Genomic DNA, 13,749 nt, shown 5'->3' on the forward strand with positions numbered 1-13,749 from the left:
TCAACGTTTTTCGAACAGGCGGTAGAATTCTTCGAGCCGATTTAGAGGTCTTCGAGCAGCGCCTTGATATCTGCCGCAGACGCCCCATCGAGCGTCTCGATGCCATACTGGATAAGCAGCGGGAAGAAATGGCGGTTCTTCTCGAAGTCCGCATCGAACTCGTATTCGTACTGCGCCTTCGCTACTGTGTACACCCGTTCGAGTTCCTTCTTCTGACTCTCTGGAAGGTACATGTAGGTCCCAACCTGTTCTTCCTTCACCGAACTCTGTTCGGGGACAGCCGTCTCGTCCGGTTTTGACGGTTCGGCCGGTTCGGACTGATTTGCGGCGTCGTCCGTTTCGCCCTCTTCGTCCGGTTCGACCGTCTGAACTCGCTCTTTGGCCGCTCTGCGCCGCGTCCTGAGTCGGTTCGCCCGGCTGTCATCGCTCATGCTTTGACCTCCACGAAGCCATACTCTTCGTCGAGACCCTCTGCGACGGCGAGGAATGCGTCGAACATGTCGCTCTCAGGGTTGTACTCGATGAGCGAGACACCGGATTCGAGCGCCTTCTGGACGTCTGCCCGCTCGCGGACCTCGTAAACCGGGATGTCCGGGAACGCGGCGTTGATCCACTCGACCATCTCGTTTGCCTGGTTCTTGCGCACGTCGATGCGGTTGATGACGACGCCGCGTTCGACGATGTCGATTTCGTAGTCGAGTTCGAGCGCTTCGACGTGGTCGAACAGGAGTTCGAACGCCCGCTTGCTCGTGGACTCTGCGAGCGCCGGGATGAGGACGTTCTGCGTGGCGTAGAGGGCGTTGTCCATCAGGTTGCCGAGGTTCGGCGGGCAGTCGACGATGATGTAGTCGTAGTCCTCCTCTACGGCCTCGAGCAGGAGGTCTAACTGCTCGCCACTTCGTCGCGACAGGGTGAGCTCCGGCTCTGCGGCCGTCATGTCGATGTTCGACGGGATGACGTCCATCTCCGGGTGCTCGCGGATGATGTCGTTGATGACCTCGCGCTGTTCTGGGTTAGTGAGGCAGTCGAAGAGCGTCGGTGGTTCGTCCTCGTAAGCCTCCATCAGGCCGAGATTCTCGGTCGCGTTCCCCTGTGGGTCTAAGTCCACGAACAGGACGTCGTGGCCGCGGTGGTTCAGCGCGCCCGCGACGTTGATAGCCACGGTCGTCTTGCCCACACCGCCTTTTTGATTTGAGACGCAGAGTTTGGCCGGGTTGCTCATACAAACTGGTTTGTATATCCAAATGATATAAAGGTATGTCAGACGGAAGGTGCTGCCCCAAACTCACAAACATGGCGAAAAACCCATTTTGAGCGTCTAAGAGTGGGGAGTACGGCGAAATGATTCGAGGACCGAGTGCCGAAAGTCTGGTTCCAGATATGAGAGTGCCTAAGCTATCACAGACATACAAACTATCCAAGCGGGACAAACAATACAAACTGAGCAAACTATTCGAAAAGGACGAGACAGTACATCGAAGTTGCACATCCTGCAAAGTTCAGCCGCCCAAGCCAACCCAACCAGCCAAGCGAACAAAGCGAGATTGGGCGTTTGATACGCCTCGACTGTGCGAGCGATTTTTTCCTTCTCAGACGCGTTGTACGGTCCAGATTTTCTCAGTGGTCGAGCCGAATACGGTAGGGATGGTTCCAGTGGGCATATCGTATCTTACCAAACAATGATGGGCTGTCGATTCGAAATGTTAGGTAAGATGGCGAACGAACCACCAGACGCACCTGAGGAGATTCCGACCTACATCCGCGAGGGACTCGACCGCCAGGATCGCAACTCTCTCGAAAAGATTGTCGAGTACTGTGAGGCCCGAATCGGGTGGCTTGCAGCGAAGCCCGTCACCGAGACGACACAGTTGGACGCTGCGGACGATGAGTTAGTCGAGGTTTCTCAGGAGCAAAGCGGGACGGTCGTCATCAAGAAGGTCACCTGCGGAAAGTCTGGATGTCGCTGTACGCGCGGTCACCTTCACGGTCCGTACAAGTACGTCGTCACGAGACGCGGAGATTCGCTCCATTGGGACTACAGAGGGGCAGTTTCTTCGGAATAACAGCGGAAACAGTGGTGTTGGCTGTGTGCAAGACAGCGCCTGGTCGTTTGATAAACCATATGTCGAGATATGAAGTGTGGAGCGGGTGTGGAAGAACAGTTTTTGGATTGGTCGCGATAAGTTGAGGTTCGGGCAGGGATAGAGGTTCAGTAGTGGTAAAGGTTCAGGTACCTGGTGGGTGTTCCTCCAGCGCGGACTCGTCTGGTTCACAGCCCCACCCTGGTTCGGTCGAAAGCTGTAGCTTCCCGTCGCGATACGTCGGTGCGGTGGTGAACAGGTCAACGTCCCAGGCGAGGCGGTCGATATCGGTTTCCATGATTCTAAGATTGGGGATGGCGGCCGCGAGGTGCGCGTTCATGAACGTCGCGAGATGGCCGTAGTAGTTGTGGGGTGCGACGTGATACTGGTGAGCGTCGGCCATCGATGCAATTTTCGTGGATTGCTGAATCCCGTTCCAAAGTGCGTCGATGATGACCACGTCCATCGACTGCTCCCGGAAGAACGACACGAACGACTCGTGAGGGACCAGTGCCTCACAGGAACTGATGGGATGTGGACTCGCCCGCCGGACGTCAGCGAGCGCCTTCGCATCCGGCATATCGATTTCGACCCAGAACAAGTCGAAGTCGGCGAGTTCCCGGAGCAGCCGGATGTAGCCCTCTGGTTTCATGTTGTAGTTGAGGTCGAGAAGGATGTCCACGTCGGGACCGGCACCCTCGTGGAGCGCTTCGAGGTAATCTCTCTGGGCTGCCAATTGGTCGGCCTCGATGGTCAGCGACGGATGGAACGGCCCACCGAATCCGGGTCGCCACCCCTGGGGTTCGTCGCCACGGAAGTCGAAGATGTTCGTCTTCAGTGCCGTGAACTGACTGTCGCGCACCTCCTCACCGAGTGCTCGCACGTCCTCAAGGCTCTCTACCGGGTCATAATACTCTGGATAGTTGATGCGGTACGTTCCACAGTGCGACCAATAAACCGGAATTTCGTCGCGAACCGCCCCACCCAGCAGGTCTACACAGGGGACACCGAGTTCTTTCGCCTTCGCGTCTAAGAGCGCGTTCTCAATCGCGCCAAGCGCCATCGCCCCGACGCCGGTATAGGATTGTCGCACTCGAGGGATGAGCTTCGCTCGGATGCGCTCGATTGCCATCACCGATTTGCCGACGACCACGTCGGCCATGTCCTCGATTATCGTGGTGATACCCGTGGCACCCAGATTCTCGTCGTATTCACTCCACCCCACCACCCCCTCTGTGGTGGTTACCCGAACGAAGTGATAGTTGCGCCAGCCGGCGTTGCAATGTCTCGTTTCTACGGACTGGATCGTGCTCATTGTACACAATTAACATGGATGAGGTCGTGGCCCATTATTGTATGCACATTCCACCCTCCTTGCTGGTAGTGAAGGTCCCCGCAAACAGACGGAGTTCCGGGCGACAGGAGTTGTACGGTGACAGCGTACGAGAACAGAGAGTGATGGGATGGAAAACCAGAATACGAAACAACGGAAACACCGGTGTCTGACGCACGAAAGACAACGGAAACAGTGGTGTGGAGTTTACCGAACAAATCAAGAGACTATACTGAAAGATGATGTAGAAATCGGGGGCAGGAATGATGCAAATTTGACCCACTCACACCACCATTTCCGCTGTTTCTGTCGAGACTGAGGAACGGACTCGGGATTGTGGTGGTGGGAGACCCTCCCACCCCACTATTTCCGCTGTCTTTTTGTGAGAGAGTGGGTGGGAAGAGGAAGGGGACTGAAGACGGAAGATCGAGAGGTGAAACGAGACGGCACGGAAAAGAAATCCCCAACAGCTGATCGAACATCACTAGCCAACTAGACGAACCCTAGCTAGTGTCTAGCTTAACTTACTAAACACACAACTAATTTATTAATTAAATAAGTTGTTAGTTCCCTACCACAGTTGTGGTTGGATGTTTTGTGTTATAAAACTATCGCTCTTAGAAAGGTCCCCGCTCACAACCCCCTCTCCCTTCTCCAAGATAACAGCGGAAATAGTGGGGTGGGAGGGTCTTTATATTAAAACAAACATCGGAAACACCACTCCCACAACACCTTATAAAAAACCAATCAAACGAAACAGCGGAAACGGCGGTGTACACGTTCCCTCCTCCCGTCTAACTCGCTTTGTCCGGTGCTAATTCCTTCCTTGTTTCATTTTTCACGCTACTTCAGTTGTTTCTCTGGTTCGACTCCATATTCCAGGTTACCTAGCCACCGTTCTCGACCACGACAGCCCATCGTACTCCGCTCCGAACAATCCGACACCACCATTTCCGTTGTTTTCGAGCGTTGGATTACCATGGCAATACCGGTCAAATCCATCCAACTTCACCCCAACCTCTCCAACCTCAACCAAACTTCACCAATTCCAATTGAACCTCGCTTATCCTCGATTCCACACTCACACATCTCCCATTCGCTATCCTGCACGCTCCCTCATACCGTATCCTGAACCCTCTCTCACTCGTGATTGTCCTGTATTTCGATGTTCACACACCGAGCAACTGTCCTGGAGGTCTTTCAGCTTCCAGTTGTCGACCGAGCGTCTTACCAAACAGATGAGAATATTGACGTTCGAATGTTTGGTAAGACGGGATTGTCGAACCATCAATTTTTGCGCTCCACTCCTCGAACAGCCTTCGTCGACCGAGCGGTTGATTCAATCAATTCGCGTGAAAATACAGGACGCTGACTCGATGAAACAACGGAAATTGTGGTGTTGCTTCACAGAGTTACGCTCGAAAAATCCGCCTCGAACCGTCCGACTCGAACCATCCGGCTGGTCTGAGTACACATTCGCGTCCTGTGGAAATCAAACAGCGGAAACGGTGGGGAGTGAGTTTATAAATAAACAATGACTTCGGAAACGCTGGTCCTCCTCCATATATAAACGAATCCGACAGCGGAAACAACGGACGCCATAGTTTTATGTACGCTGTTATCGAACAGTATGGCAACGTGACATCCTTCAGCTTCGAGCGGGACGATTCCCTCTACAAAAACCGTGACGCGCTGCTTGAGGAGTACACACCCGAAGAGCTGGTCGGTCGTGACGAAGAACTCGAGGAATTCCACGCTGCGCTGCAACCGGTCATCAACGGCGAAGCACCGTCGAACATCTTCCTGTACGGGAAAAGTGGGGTCGGAAAGACTGCGGCAACCCGATTTCTCCTCTCACAGCTCAGAAACGACGTCGAGCGATACGAGGACGTCACGCTCAACGTCATCGAGGTCAATTGCGACGGGCTCAATTCGAGTTACCAGGTCGCCGTCCGACTCGTGAACACGCTTCGCGACCCGGCGAACCACATCAGCAACACTGGCTATCCGCAGGCGCAGGTGTACTCGTACCTCTGGGACGAACTCGACAGCCTCGGTGGAACCATCTTGCTCGTCTTAGACGAGGTAGACCACATCAGAGACAACTCAATCTTATACCAGATTCCGCGCGCGCGAAGTAACGGGTACCTCACGAACTCGCGCATCGGCATCATCGGTATCAGCAACGACCTGTCGTTCCGTGATTCGCTCTCTGCGAAGGTCCGGTCGTCGCTCTGTGAGAAGGAAGTCTCTTTCCCGCCGTACGACGCGAACGAACTCCAGTCAGTGCTCCGTCAGCGCGAAAAAGTCGCCTTCCACCCGGACGTTCTCTCAGACGACGTCATTCCACTCTGTGCGGCCTACGGTGCACAGGACGCGGGTGACGCTCGCCAGGCCCTCGACCTCTTGCTCGAAGCCGGGGACCTCGCTCGAAAAGATGGAGCGGAGAAAATCACCGTCCAACACGTCAAAGACGCCCGCGAGAAATTAGAACGCGACCGTATCGTCGACGGCGTCTCGGAACTCACCCAGCACGCACGACTCATTCTCTATGCGCTTGCTTCGCTCGACGCAGAGGACGAAACCCCAGTTCGGTCGCGTCAGATACGCCCGCGCTACGAACAGCTTTGTGACCAAATTTCGACGGAACCGCTCACCAGCCGTCGGATGCGCGACCACCTCGCCGACCTCTCGATGCTCGGAATCGTCACCTCGATCGAGAAGAACGAGGGGATGTCGGGCGGGAAGTATCGTGAACACTCGCTGAAACAGGACCTGCAGGTGGTGCTCTCTGCGCTCACCGATACCATCGAATTCGTTGGTACCCACGAGAGTATCAAGCGGTACCATCAGCCAACGCTCGACGAAGCCGTTCGGAAGTAACACGTTCTGAGACACCGTCGATAGCCGTTCCCACGTGCGAATCGACACCACTATTTCCGCTGTTTTCCCGCCAGGAGAGCAGACAGTAACCCTCGGGGCTACAATCTGAGCGACCCTGTCACTCAGATTCAAACCTATCCAAAACGTCCAAACCAAATTCGCTATCTTCTGCTGGCGACGGGGTGAACGGTGCAACCCCATCCTCGAGAGCCGGTTCTGCAATCACGTGGCTGAACACCACCATTTCCGCTGTTTTCAGGGCGACGGCCCGTGCGACATCCTCGGCCCAACGAACGATGGTCGAACAAACAAACCAGCCATACTCTCCAAGCTTCACAAACTGTACAAACTGAAAAAACCATCCAAACTATCAGCTTGCTATTGCATCCCGTTCTGTAAACAGCCGCCGACAACTCGAAATATGAGAGAACCACCGTTCTAAACGTACTGCGTACTGGGATGTTGAACCCACGTACTGGGATGTTGGACCCAGGACAAAAACGGGATAGAAAACGGGAGACCGGAATTCAGGGCAAATTAATCCACAGACAGACGTGTAATAAAATCTTTGGTCGTCAGTCGAATGCGCCCGACGTGGAGAGGTCGACGCTCTGAAGCGTGTCGAGGCTGTAGTTGTTGAAGGGATTCGGTTCGTTTTTGATGGTGGTGATGACGAACTTCGAACTCGTTCGACTCACGCCGTCGACGGCTTCGTAGGAGTTAATCAGCCGACTGACGAACTGGCTGTTTGGCAGGTGAGCGATAACGACGAAGTCCGTGTCGCCCATCGTGAAGTAGACGCCGGAGACGCCCTCGATGGCCGCGAGTTTTTCGCCGGTGGTCTTCTGATAATCCTCCTCGTACTCGGCCATCACTTCGGTGATGACGGTGATACCGAGACCCGCCTCCGTCAAATCGACGTCGTAGAGGTCGTTTTTCAGGATGCCAGCCTCCCGGAGCTTCCCAAGTCGGTAGTGAACCGTCGATTTCGGAACGCCCGTCTCTGCGGCAATCTGTTTCGGACTCGGGTCGCCGAGTTCGAACAGGACCTTCAGAATCTCGATGTCTCGCTCATCCATCCTCACAGACCCCCGCGCTCGGCGGCGACGCGCTGACCGCCCTCCATTACTAGCGTTCCGTCGGGGACTGAGAGCCCATCCCTCACCGAGGCGACGCCACGTTGCAAAGCAGTCCATTTAATGACAGCACAGTTGACCAAGCAGGAATCCTGCTCGGTATCGGTAGTCACCATGTTTGATAACACCTCACACTCTGGCTATTTACCTATTGTCCATCGCCAAACGATTATTTTGGATTATATCTCGAAAGTTTAAGTGATTTTGAATGTGGGCCAACATTCTCAAAAAACTTAAATAGCTGGTGTTTGATTTCCGACTATGGTACGAGATAACAATAATCGGGGACGCAATCGGCGGGCGTTCCTTCGGGCAACGGGTGCAGGTATCGCGGCAGCGTCACTTGCAGGGTGTGTTCGGGGACTCGGTGGCGGAGACGGTGGCAGCGGCGGGCTCAAAATCGGGTTTTACGGGCCATTCTCCGGTCCCGCGTCGAACATCGGTGAACAGAAACAGAACGCAGCGAAGTTGGCCGCAGACTTAATCAATGAAGACGGCGGCGTCCACGGCGAGGACATCGAACTCGCGTTCGGTGACTCCGAGTCGAAACCGGCAAGTGGACGCAACGAGGTCAACCGCCTCATCCAGGAAGAAGGCGTCGACATCGTCGGCGGGGGCTTCCACAGCGACGTCGCGTTGACCACCGTCGAGGTGACGAACCAACACGAGGTCCCTCAGATTATCGACGAATCGGTGTCGAGCGCCATCGTCGAGAAGATCAACGAAAACGAACTGTGGAACGCGTTCAAGACGGCACCGCCGTCCGAGGCGTACGCAGTCGGCTGGAAACAGCTCATCTCGCAGCTTCAGGAACAGGAAGTCGGCTACTTCCCGTACGAGAAAAAACGCATCGCGCTCATCGGCGAGGACACCTCCTACGGCCTGTCCATCATGGACCTGATGGAAGAACAGATGGCTGAAATTGGCTGGGAGGTCATCTCCGAAGACGAAGTGGGCCTCGATGAGACGAACTTCACGTCCCTGCTCTCTCGCATCAAGGACAACGACCCGGACATCGTCTGGGGCGTCCAGACGTCGTCGTCGGGGTCGGGCAATCTGGCCAAGCAGTTCGCAGAGACTGGATTCGAGGAGACGCACTTCTTCCACAACTACGGGCTCACCATCGACGAAGCCCGGGAGACGGCCGGCAGTGCGGCGGACGGCGCGATTACCCTGATGAACGCCGGTCGAGTCGACAAACTGCTCGAAGAACGCGGCGCGCTCTCTGCATGGGACGAGCAGTACGACATGCAGTTCACCGGCAGTGCCGCGCTCTCCTTCCAGAACGTGCTGGTCATCGCGGAGTACGCGAAAGCCTTCGACAGCCTCGAGGCGTTCCGTAACGCGAGCATCGACGAGTGGGCGAGCACCGTCATCGACCACGACCCCATCAAGGGCGGCACCGGGTACATCGACTTCCAGGACAACCACCAGGCTGCGTGGGGTTCGACGGAAACGCAGTCCGCACTCGGCTACCAGGTCGTCGACGGCGAACTGAACTTCGTCTGGCCGGAAGAACTCGCCGCAGACGAGTTCGACGAGAGTCTCTACTGAACTAATGGCTTCACACGAACTGCCTACGAACCAGCGAGGGGGTCGCCGCCGTGAGTAGCCTGCTCTCTACGGCGAACCTCACCAAGTCGTTCGGCGGTATCACCGCCGTAGACGACCTCAACATCGAGATACACGATGGGGAACTCGTCGGCCTTATCGGGCCCAACGGGGCGGGGAAATCCACGACGCTCAACCTCATCACGGGGTTTCTGTCGCCGACGAGCGGCACGATTCGCTTCGATGGCGACGACGTGACCAAAGGCAAACCCCACGACCTTTCGAGTCGCGGCATCGGTCGCACGTTCCAGATTTCGAAGCCGTTTGGCCGGCTTTCGGTCTTCGAGAACATGCTCGTCCCGAACGTCCCCGTGGGTCCGGCTGAACAGGAAGCACGCGCTCGCGAACTGCTCTCGGAACTCAACCTCGATGCAGTCGTCGAGAATCGGGCGGATGCACTCAGCGGTGGGCAGAAGAAACTGCTCGAACTCGCACGCGTGTTGATGCTCGAACCCGACCTGATTCTGTTAGACGAACCCGCGGCGGGCGTCAATCCGGCGCTCATGGACGACATCATGGCCGACATCCAACGCATCAACGACCGAGGGACGGCACTCGTCGTCATCGAACACGACATGACCGTCATCAGAGAACTTTGCGAACGCGTCATCGTGATGAACGCCGGCCACAAGGTGATGTCCGGGACGTTCGACGAGATCCAGGCGGACGAGCGCGTCCGCGAAGCGTACCTCGGGGGTGCGTGAAATGTCACTCATCTCTCTCGACAACGTGGACGCGGGCTACGGCGAGAATCAGGTGCTCCACGGCGTCACCCTCGACGTGGAACCCGACCGCGTAAACTGCATCATCGGCCCGAACGGCTCGGGGAAATCGACGCTCCTCAAGACCATCTGCGGACTCGTCGACGTCTGGAGCGGGAGTCTCTCGATTCAGGGAACCGACGTAACCGGTGCCCACCCGCGGACCGTCATCGAACAGGGTGCAGTCCTGCTCCCCCAGGGGGGCAACGTCTTCCCCGACATGACGGTCGAAGAGAACCTGCGGATGGGTGGCTTTCTCACGGACGACAGCGACGTACTCGCCCAGCGGTTCGAGGACGTCTACGAGATGTTCCCGGTGTTAGAAGAGCGAAAATCCCAGCGTGCGGGCCAGATGAGCGGAGGCCAGCAGATGATGGTCGCCTTCGGGCGGTCGCTGATGGCAGACCCCGACATTCTCCTGTTAGACGAACCAAGCGCGGGACTCGCCCCCGACCTCGTGGCGAACGTCTTCGAGGAGATCGAACGTCTCAAAGACCGAGGTCGGAACATGGTCATCATCGAGCAGAACGTCCGCAAGGTGCTCGACATCGCGGAGTACGTCTACGTGTTAGACCAGGGGACGTGCGTCTTCGAGGGCGCGACCGAAGAACTGCGCGGCGAAGACGAAATCATGGATATGTACATCGGAGAACGCCACGGATGAGCGAGCACTGCACGGATACCCCAGGCGGACGCGGAGGGCCACACCGTGGTTAGTGGGAGCCTCGTCGCCCAGCAGGTGGTAAACGGCCTCCTGTTCGGCGGCCAACTCGCGCTCATCGCCGTGGGTCTCACCCTCATCTGGGGGGTCGCCCGCGTTCTCAACTTCGCACACGGCGCGCTGTTCATGATTGGCGGCTACGTCGGCTTCTTCGGCCTCCAGTGGACGGGCAACCTCGTAGTCGCCATCGTCCTCGCGACCGTCGTAGTGTTCGTCGTCGGCTGGCTCATCGAGTCCGTCTTCGTCGAACCGCTCAGGGGCCGCGAGGAGTTCGACATCGCCTCGATGGTCATCACGCTCGGTCTCGCCATTTTCGTCGAGAACACGCTGCTCGTCGGCCTCGGCTCACAGCGCCGGACGTTCCCGCAGTTGCTCGACGCCGTCTGGAACGTCGGCGGCATCACGATAAGTGCCCAGCGCCTGCTCATCTTCCTGATTTCGGTCACGGCGCTCGGCGCGCTGTTCGCCGTCATCTTCTACACGAAACTCGGCCTCGCGGTCCGGGCCGTCTCCCAGGACAGCGACACGGCGCTATTGATGGGCGTCCGCCCCGAGCGCGTCTACGCGTTCACGTTTGGCGGCAGTGCAGCACTCGCCGGGCTCGCCGGCGTGTTGCTCGCACCGCTCTACACCATCTACCCCTCCGTGGGCTGGAGCCCGTTCCTGCTCGCGTTCATCGTCGTGATGGTCGGCGGATTGGGCAGCGTCAGAGGGACCCTCGTCGCGGCGCTCGCGCTCGCAGTCATCCGCAGTATCACCACCATCTGGGTGGCGAGCGAGACGGCCATGGTCGTCCTGTTCGTCATCATGGTCGCCGTGCTCGTCGTCGCTCCTGACGGCATCGGGGGGTGGCTCGAAGCATGAACGGCGACTCGCTCCGCGTGACCCTCGGTCGCGTCGGTCGTCGGCTTCGCGAGGACGCGAAAACCCGCAACGGAAAACTCTTCCTCGCGGGGGCGACCCTTTCGTTGCTCGCCCCGGCGATTCTCACGAGCTACGCGCTCGAGATATTCATGCAGTTGTTCATCGTCGTGTTGCTCGTCGGTAGCTGGATTTTCATCGCGGGCTACTTCGGCATCTTCACGTTCGCTCACGCGGCCCTCTACGGGGTCGGCGCCTACGCCGCCGTGTTGCTCGCGGGCGAACTCGGCGTTCCGCCGTTGCTCACTATCTTCGTGGGTGGGCTGGCCGCCGTCGTGTTTTGCCTGCCCATCGCCTACCCCGTGTTGCGCCTGCAGGGTGCCTACGTGGGAATGGTGACGCTCGCGTACGCGGAGATTATCTACCGTGGAACCATCATCTTCCGCGACGTGACCGGCGGGCCGACCGGCTACTCGGGCTTCCCGGCGTTGTTCGGCGGCGACCGCCTCGTGATGTACTACTTCGTGCTCGTGACGGTGGCGGCGTTCATGTTGCTCCAGTACGGTTTGCTCGTCAACCGCTTCGGGCTGGTCGCACGGGCGATACGTGAATCCGAGGACGCGGCCCAGATGCTCGGGAACAACGTCTCTCGGTACAAGCTCACGGGCTTCGTCATCGGTTCCGGTATCGCAGGCATCGCCGGGGCGTTGCAGGCGTACACGATTCTCATCATGTCGCCGCCAGTGCTCGAACTCACGCAGATGATCGAAATCATGGCGATGGGCATCATCGGCGGCCCCCGCACCCTCGGCGGTGCGGTGTTCGGCGGCCTCGCAGTGTTTGGCCTCGCGGAGGTCCTCCGCGGTCTCGGGGAAATTCGACTCATCATCTGGGGTGCGATGCTCGTCATCGTGACCCTATATTTCCCCGACGGCATCGCAGAAAGCACGCTCAACCTCAAGTCGCGGCTCAAGGAGTTGGTAGACCGGTAGGGAGTCGCAGCTTGCAGCACCGCCCGCCGCCCTCGGCGAACTAACTCCGTTTCACCCTAACCCAACTTTCGACGTACAATGACCGACAAACAGGCCGTCTGGAACCGAATCGAATCGAACGAAGAACACCTGCTCGACCTCGTGTCGAGTCTCGTCTCCACCCCGACCGTGACCGGCGACGAAACCCCCGGCCAGCAGGTCGTCATCGAGGAACTCGAAGCGCTGGGCCTCGAACCTGACGTCTGGGAACCATCGGCTGCCGACTTGGAAGGCCACGAAGGCTACTTCGAAACCTCGTCGTACGACGCGGTCGGCTACGAGGGCAGAGAGAACGTCGCCACCCGAATCGAGGGCGGCGACGGCCCCACGCTCACGCTCGGGGGCCACATGGACGTCGTCGACGTTACCGAGAGCGAGTGGGAGCGCGACCCGTGGGCGCTCACCCAGGAAGACGAAACGCTCTACGGTCGCGGCGTCGCCGACATGAAAGGTGGCCTCGCGGCGATTCTGCTCGCGATTCGCGCGCTCCGCGAGGAAGGCGTCGAACTGGGCGGCGACCTCATCTTCCAGAGCACTATCGAGGAAGAAGACGGCGGCGTCGGCGGGGCGCTCTCCGTGCTAGAACGTGGCTACGTCCCGGACGCCGCGGCCATCGCCGAACCGTTCAACGTTCCGAACATCGGTATCGCGAGCGCCGGCGTGATGTACTTCGAAGTAAACGTCCCCGGCAAGAGCGTCCACGCGGCGTGGGGTCACGAGGGCGTAAACGCTATCGGCAACGCGATTCCGATCTACGAGGCGCTCGAGGACCTCGACAGTCGCCGCAAGGCGAACATCGACTACGAACCGGCCTATCGCGCCGACCCGTCGCTCGAAGGAAACGTGACGAACATCAACGTCGGCATGATCGAATCGGGCGACTGGCCCTCGACGCTCCCGTCGAAGGCCATCCTCAAAGGCCGCGTCGGGTGGCCACCCGGTGAGACTCGCGAGGACGTGCGCCAGCAAATCGAGGAGACCATCGCGGAGGCCGCGGCGGACCACGAGTTCCTCGCCGAGCACCCACCGGAAATCACGTGGTTCGGCTGGCAGGCGATGCCCCACGAGATTTCCCCGGACGAAGCGATTGCACAGCTCGCGCTCGACAATGCAGAGGAAGTGACCGGGCGAACCGGGTCGTTCGTCGGCGGGAACGCCGCGCTCGACGAGCGATTCTACGCGCTCTACTACGACGTTCCCGCCGTCTCGGTTGGGCCGCAGGGCTGGAATCTCCACGGCGCGGACGAGCACACGACGGTGCCGGCACTCATCGAAACCGCGAAGACCATCGCCGGGCTGGCGATGGACTACTGCGGCGTAGAGAACTGACC

Annotated in this window: 12 protein-coding genes; 8 read left to right on the top strand and 4 right to left on the bottom strand. The window is 58.3% G+C overall.

Annotated features, from left to right (window positions below; all coding sequences use genetic code 11):
* Positions 1 to 41: 41 nt before the first annotated feature.
* Both P1M51_RS17905 and P1M51_RS17910 read right to left on the bottom strand, forming a co-directional pair.
* A complete protein-coding gene (locus P1M51_RS17905; protein WP_276248757.1) occupies positions 42 to 431 on the bottom strand; it encodes a hypothetical protein in 390 nt (129 codons plus the stop codon).
* Positions 428 to 1,222 carry a ParA family protein gene (locus P1M51_RS17910; protein ID WP_276248756.1) on the bottom strand — a complete coding sequence of 265 codons (795 nt, stop codon included), beginning with the start codon at positions 1,220 to 1,222 and terminating at the stop codon, positions 428 to 430. The genes P1M51_RS17905 and P1M51_RS17910 overlap by 4 nt, the downstream gene beginning before the upstream one ends.
* 490 nt (positions 1,223 to 1,712) lie before the next feature.
* On the opposite strand from P1M51_RS17910, the gene P1M51_RS17915 reads away from it, so the two are divergent.
* The gene (locus P1M51_RS17915; protein WP_276248755.1) at positions 1,713 to 2,063 is read left to right on the top strand and encodes a DUF6788 family protein; all 351 of its coding nucleotides are present in this window, start codon (positions 1,713 to 1,715) and stop codon (positions 2,061 to 2,063) included.
* A gap of 163 nt (positions 2,064 to 2,226) precedes the next feature.
* Here P1M51_RS17915 and P1M51_RS17920 read toward each other — a convergent pair whose 3' ends face one another.
* Positions 2,227 to 3,396 carry a mandelate racemase/muconate lactonizing enzyme family protein gene (locus P1M51_RS17920; protein WP_276248754.1) on the bottom strand — a complete coding sequence of 390 codons (1,170 nt, stop codon included), beginning with the start codon at positions 3,394 to 3,396 and terminating at the stop codon, positions 2,227 to 2,229.
* Between the two features lie 1,656 nt (positions 3,397 to 5,052).
* On the opposite strand from P1M51_RS17920, the gene P1M51_RS17925 reads away from it, so the two are divergent.
* A complete protein-coding gene (locus tag P1M51_RS17925) occupies positions 5,053 to 6,297 on the top strand; it encodes an orc1/cdc6 family replication initiation protein (RefSeq protein ID WP_276248753.1) in 1,245 nt (414 codons plus the stop codon).
* A 575-nt stretch (positions 6,298 to 6,872) separates the two neighbouring features.
* On the opposite strand, the gene P1M51_RS17930 is transcribed toward P1M51_RS17925, so the two are convergent.
* Positions 6,873 to 7,376 (bottom strand): Lrp/AsnC family transcriptional regulator, encoded by a 504-nt coding sequence (locus tag P1M51_RS17930; RefSeq protein ID WP_276248751.1) that lies wholly within the window; start codon positions 7,374 to 7,376, stop codon positions 6,873 to 6,875.
* Positions 7,377 to 7,694: 318 nt separating this feature from the next.
* On the opposite strand from P1M51_RS17930, the gene P1M51_RS17935 reads away from it, so the two are divergent.
* From P1M51_RS17935 to P1M51_RS17960, 6 genes are all read left to right on the top strand, one after another.
* Positions 7,695 to 8,987 carry an ABC transporter substrate-binding protein gene (locus P1M51_RS17935; RefSeq protein ID WP_276248750.1) on the top strand — a complete coding sequence of 431 codons (1,293 nt, stop codon included), beginning with the start codon at positions 7,695 to 7,697 and terminating at the stop codon, positions 8,985 to 8,987.
* A 50-nt stretch (positions 8,988 to 9,037) separates the two neighbouring features.
* A complete protein-coding gene (locus tag P1M51_RS17940; RefSeq protein WP_276248749.1) occupies positions 9,038 to 9,748 on the top strand; it encodes an ABC transporter ATP-binding protein in 711 nt (236 codons plus the stop codon).
* Position 9,749: 1 nt separating this feature from the next.
* A complete protein-coding gene (locus P1M51_RS17945) occupies positions 9,750 to 10,469 on the top strand; it encodes an ABC transporter ATP-binding protein (RefSeq protein ID WP_276248748.1) in 720 nt (239 codons plus the stop codon).
* A gap of 45 nt (positions 10,470 to 10,514) precedes the next feature.
* Positions 10,515 to 11,390: a branched-chain amino acid ABC transporter permease gene (locus tag P1M51_RS17950; RefSeq protein WP_276248747.1), complete on the top strand. Its 876-nt coding sequence runs from the start codon at positions 10,515 to 10,517 to the stop codon at positions 11,388 to 11,390.
* A complete protein-coding gene (locus P1M51_RS17955) occupies positions 11,387 to 12,379 on the top strand; it encodes a branched-chain amino acid ABC transporter permease (protein WP_276248746.1) in 993 nt (330 codons plus the stop codon). The genes P1M51_RS17950 and P1M51_RS17955 overlap by 4 nt, the downstream gene beginning before the upstream one ends.
* 78 nt (positions 12,380 to 12,457) lie before the next feature.
* Positions 12,458 to 13,747, top strand: coding sequence for an ArgE/DapE family deacylase (locus tag P1M51_RS17960; RefSeq protein WP_276248745.1), 1,290 nt, complete (start codon positions 12,458 to 12,460; stop codon positions 13,745 to 13,747).
* Positions 13,748 to 13,749: the final 2 nt, after the last annotated feature.

Source organism: Haladaptatus sp. QDMS2 (genome assembly GCF_029338295.1).
Classification (GTDB): Archaea; Halobacteriota; Halobacteria; order Halobacteriales; family Halococcaceae; genus QDMS2.

What these genes read in the sequence shown, in the direction of transcription:
- P1M51_RS17905 (WP_276248757.1), bottom strand. Translation starts at nt 431, where the DNA reads ATGAGCGATGACAGCCGGGCGAACCGACTCAGGACGCGGCGCAGAGCG.
- P1M51_RS17910 (WP_276248756.1), bottom strand. Translation starts at nt 1,222, where the DNA reads ATGAGCAACCCGGCCAAACTCTGCGTCTCAAATCAAAAAGGCGGTGTG.
- P1M51_RS17915 (WP_276248755.1), top strand. Translation starts at nt 1,713, where the DNA reads ATGGCGAACGAACCACCAGACGCACCTGAGGAGATTCCGACCTACATC.
- P1M51_RS17920 (WP_276248754.1), bottom strand. Translation starts at nt 3,396, where the DNA reads ATGAGCACGATCCAGTCCGTAGAAACGAGACATTGCAACGCCGGCTGG.
- P1M51_RS17930 (WP_276248751.1), bottom strand. Translation starts at nt 7,376, where the DNA reads ATGGATGAGCGAGACATCGAGATTCTGAAGGTCCTGTTCGAACTCGGC.
- P1M51_RS17935 (WP_276248750.1), top strand. Translation starts at nt 7,695, where the DNA reads ATGGTACGAGATAACAATAATCGGGGACGCAATCGGCGGGCGTTCCTT.
- P1M51_RS17945 (WP_276248748.1), top strand. Translation starts at nt 9,750, where the DNA reads ATGTCACTCATCTCTCTCGACAACGTGGACGCGGGCTACGGCGAGAAT.
- P1M51_RS17955 (WP_276248746.1), top strand. Translation starts at nt 11,387, where the DNA reads ATGAACGGCGACTCGCTCCGCGTGACCCTCGGTCGCGTCGGTCGTCGG.
- P1M51_RS17960 (WP_276248745.1), top strand. Translation starts at nt 12,458, where the DNA reads ATGACCGACAAACAGGCCGTCTGGAACCGAATCGAATCGAACGAAGAA.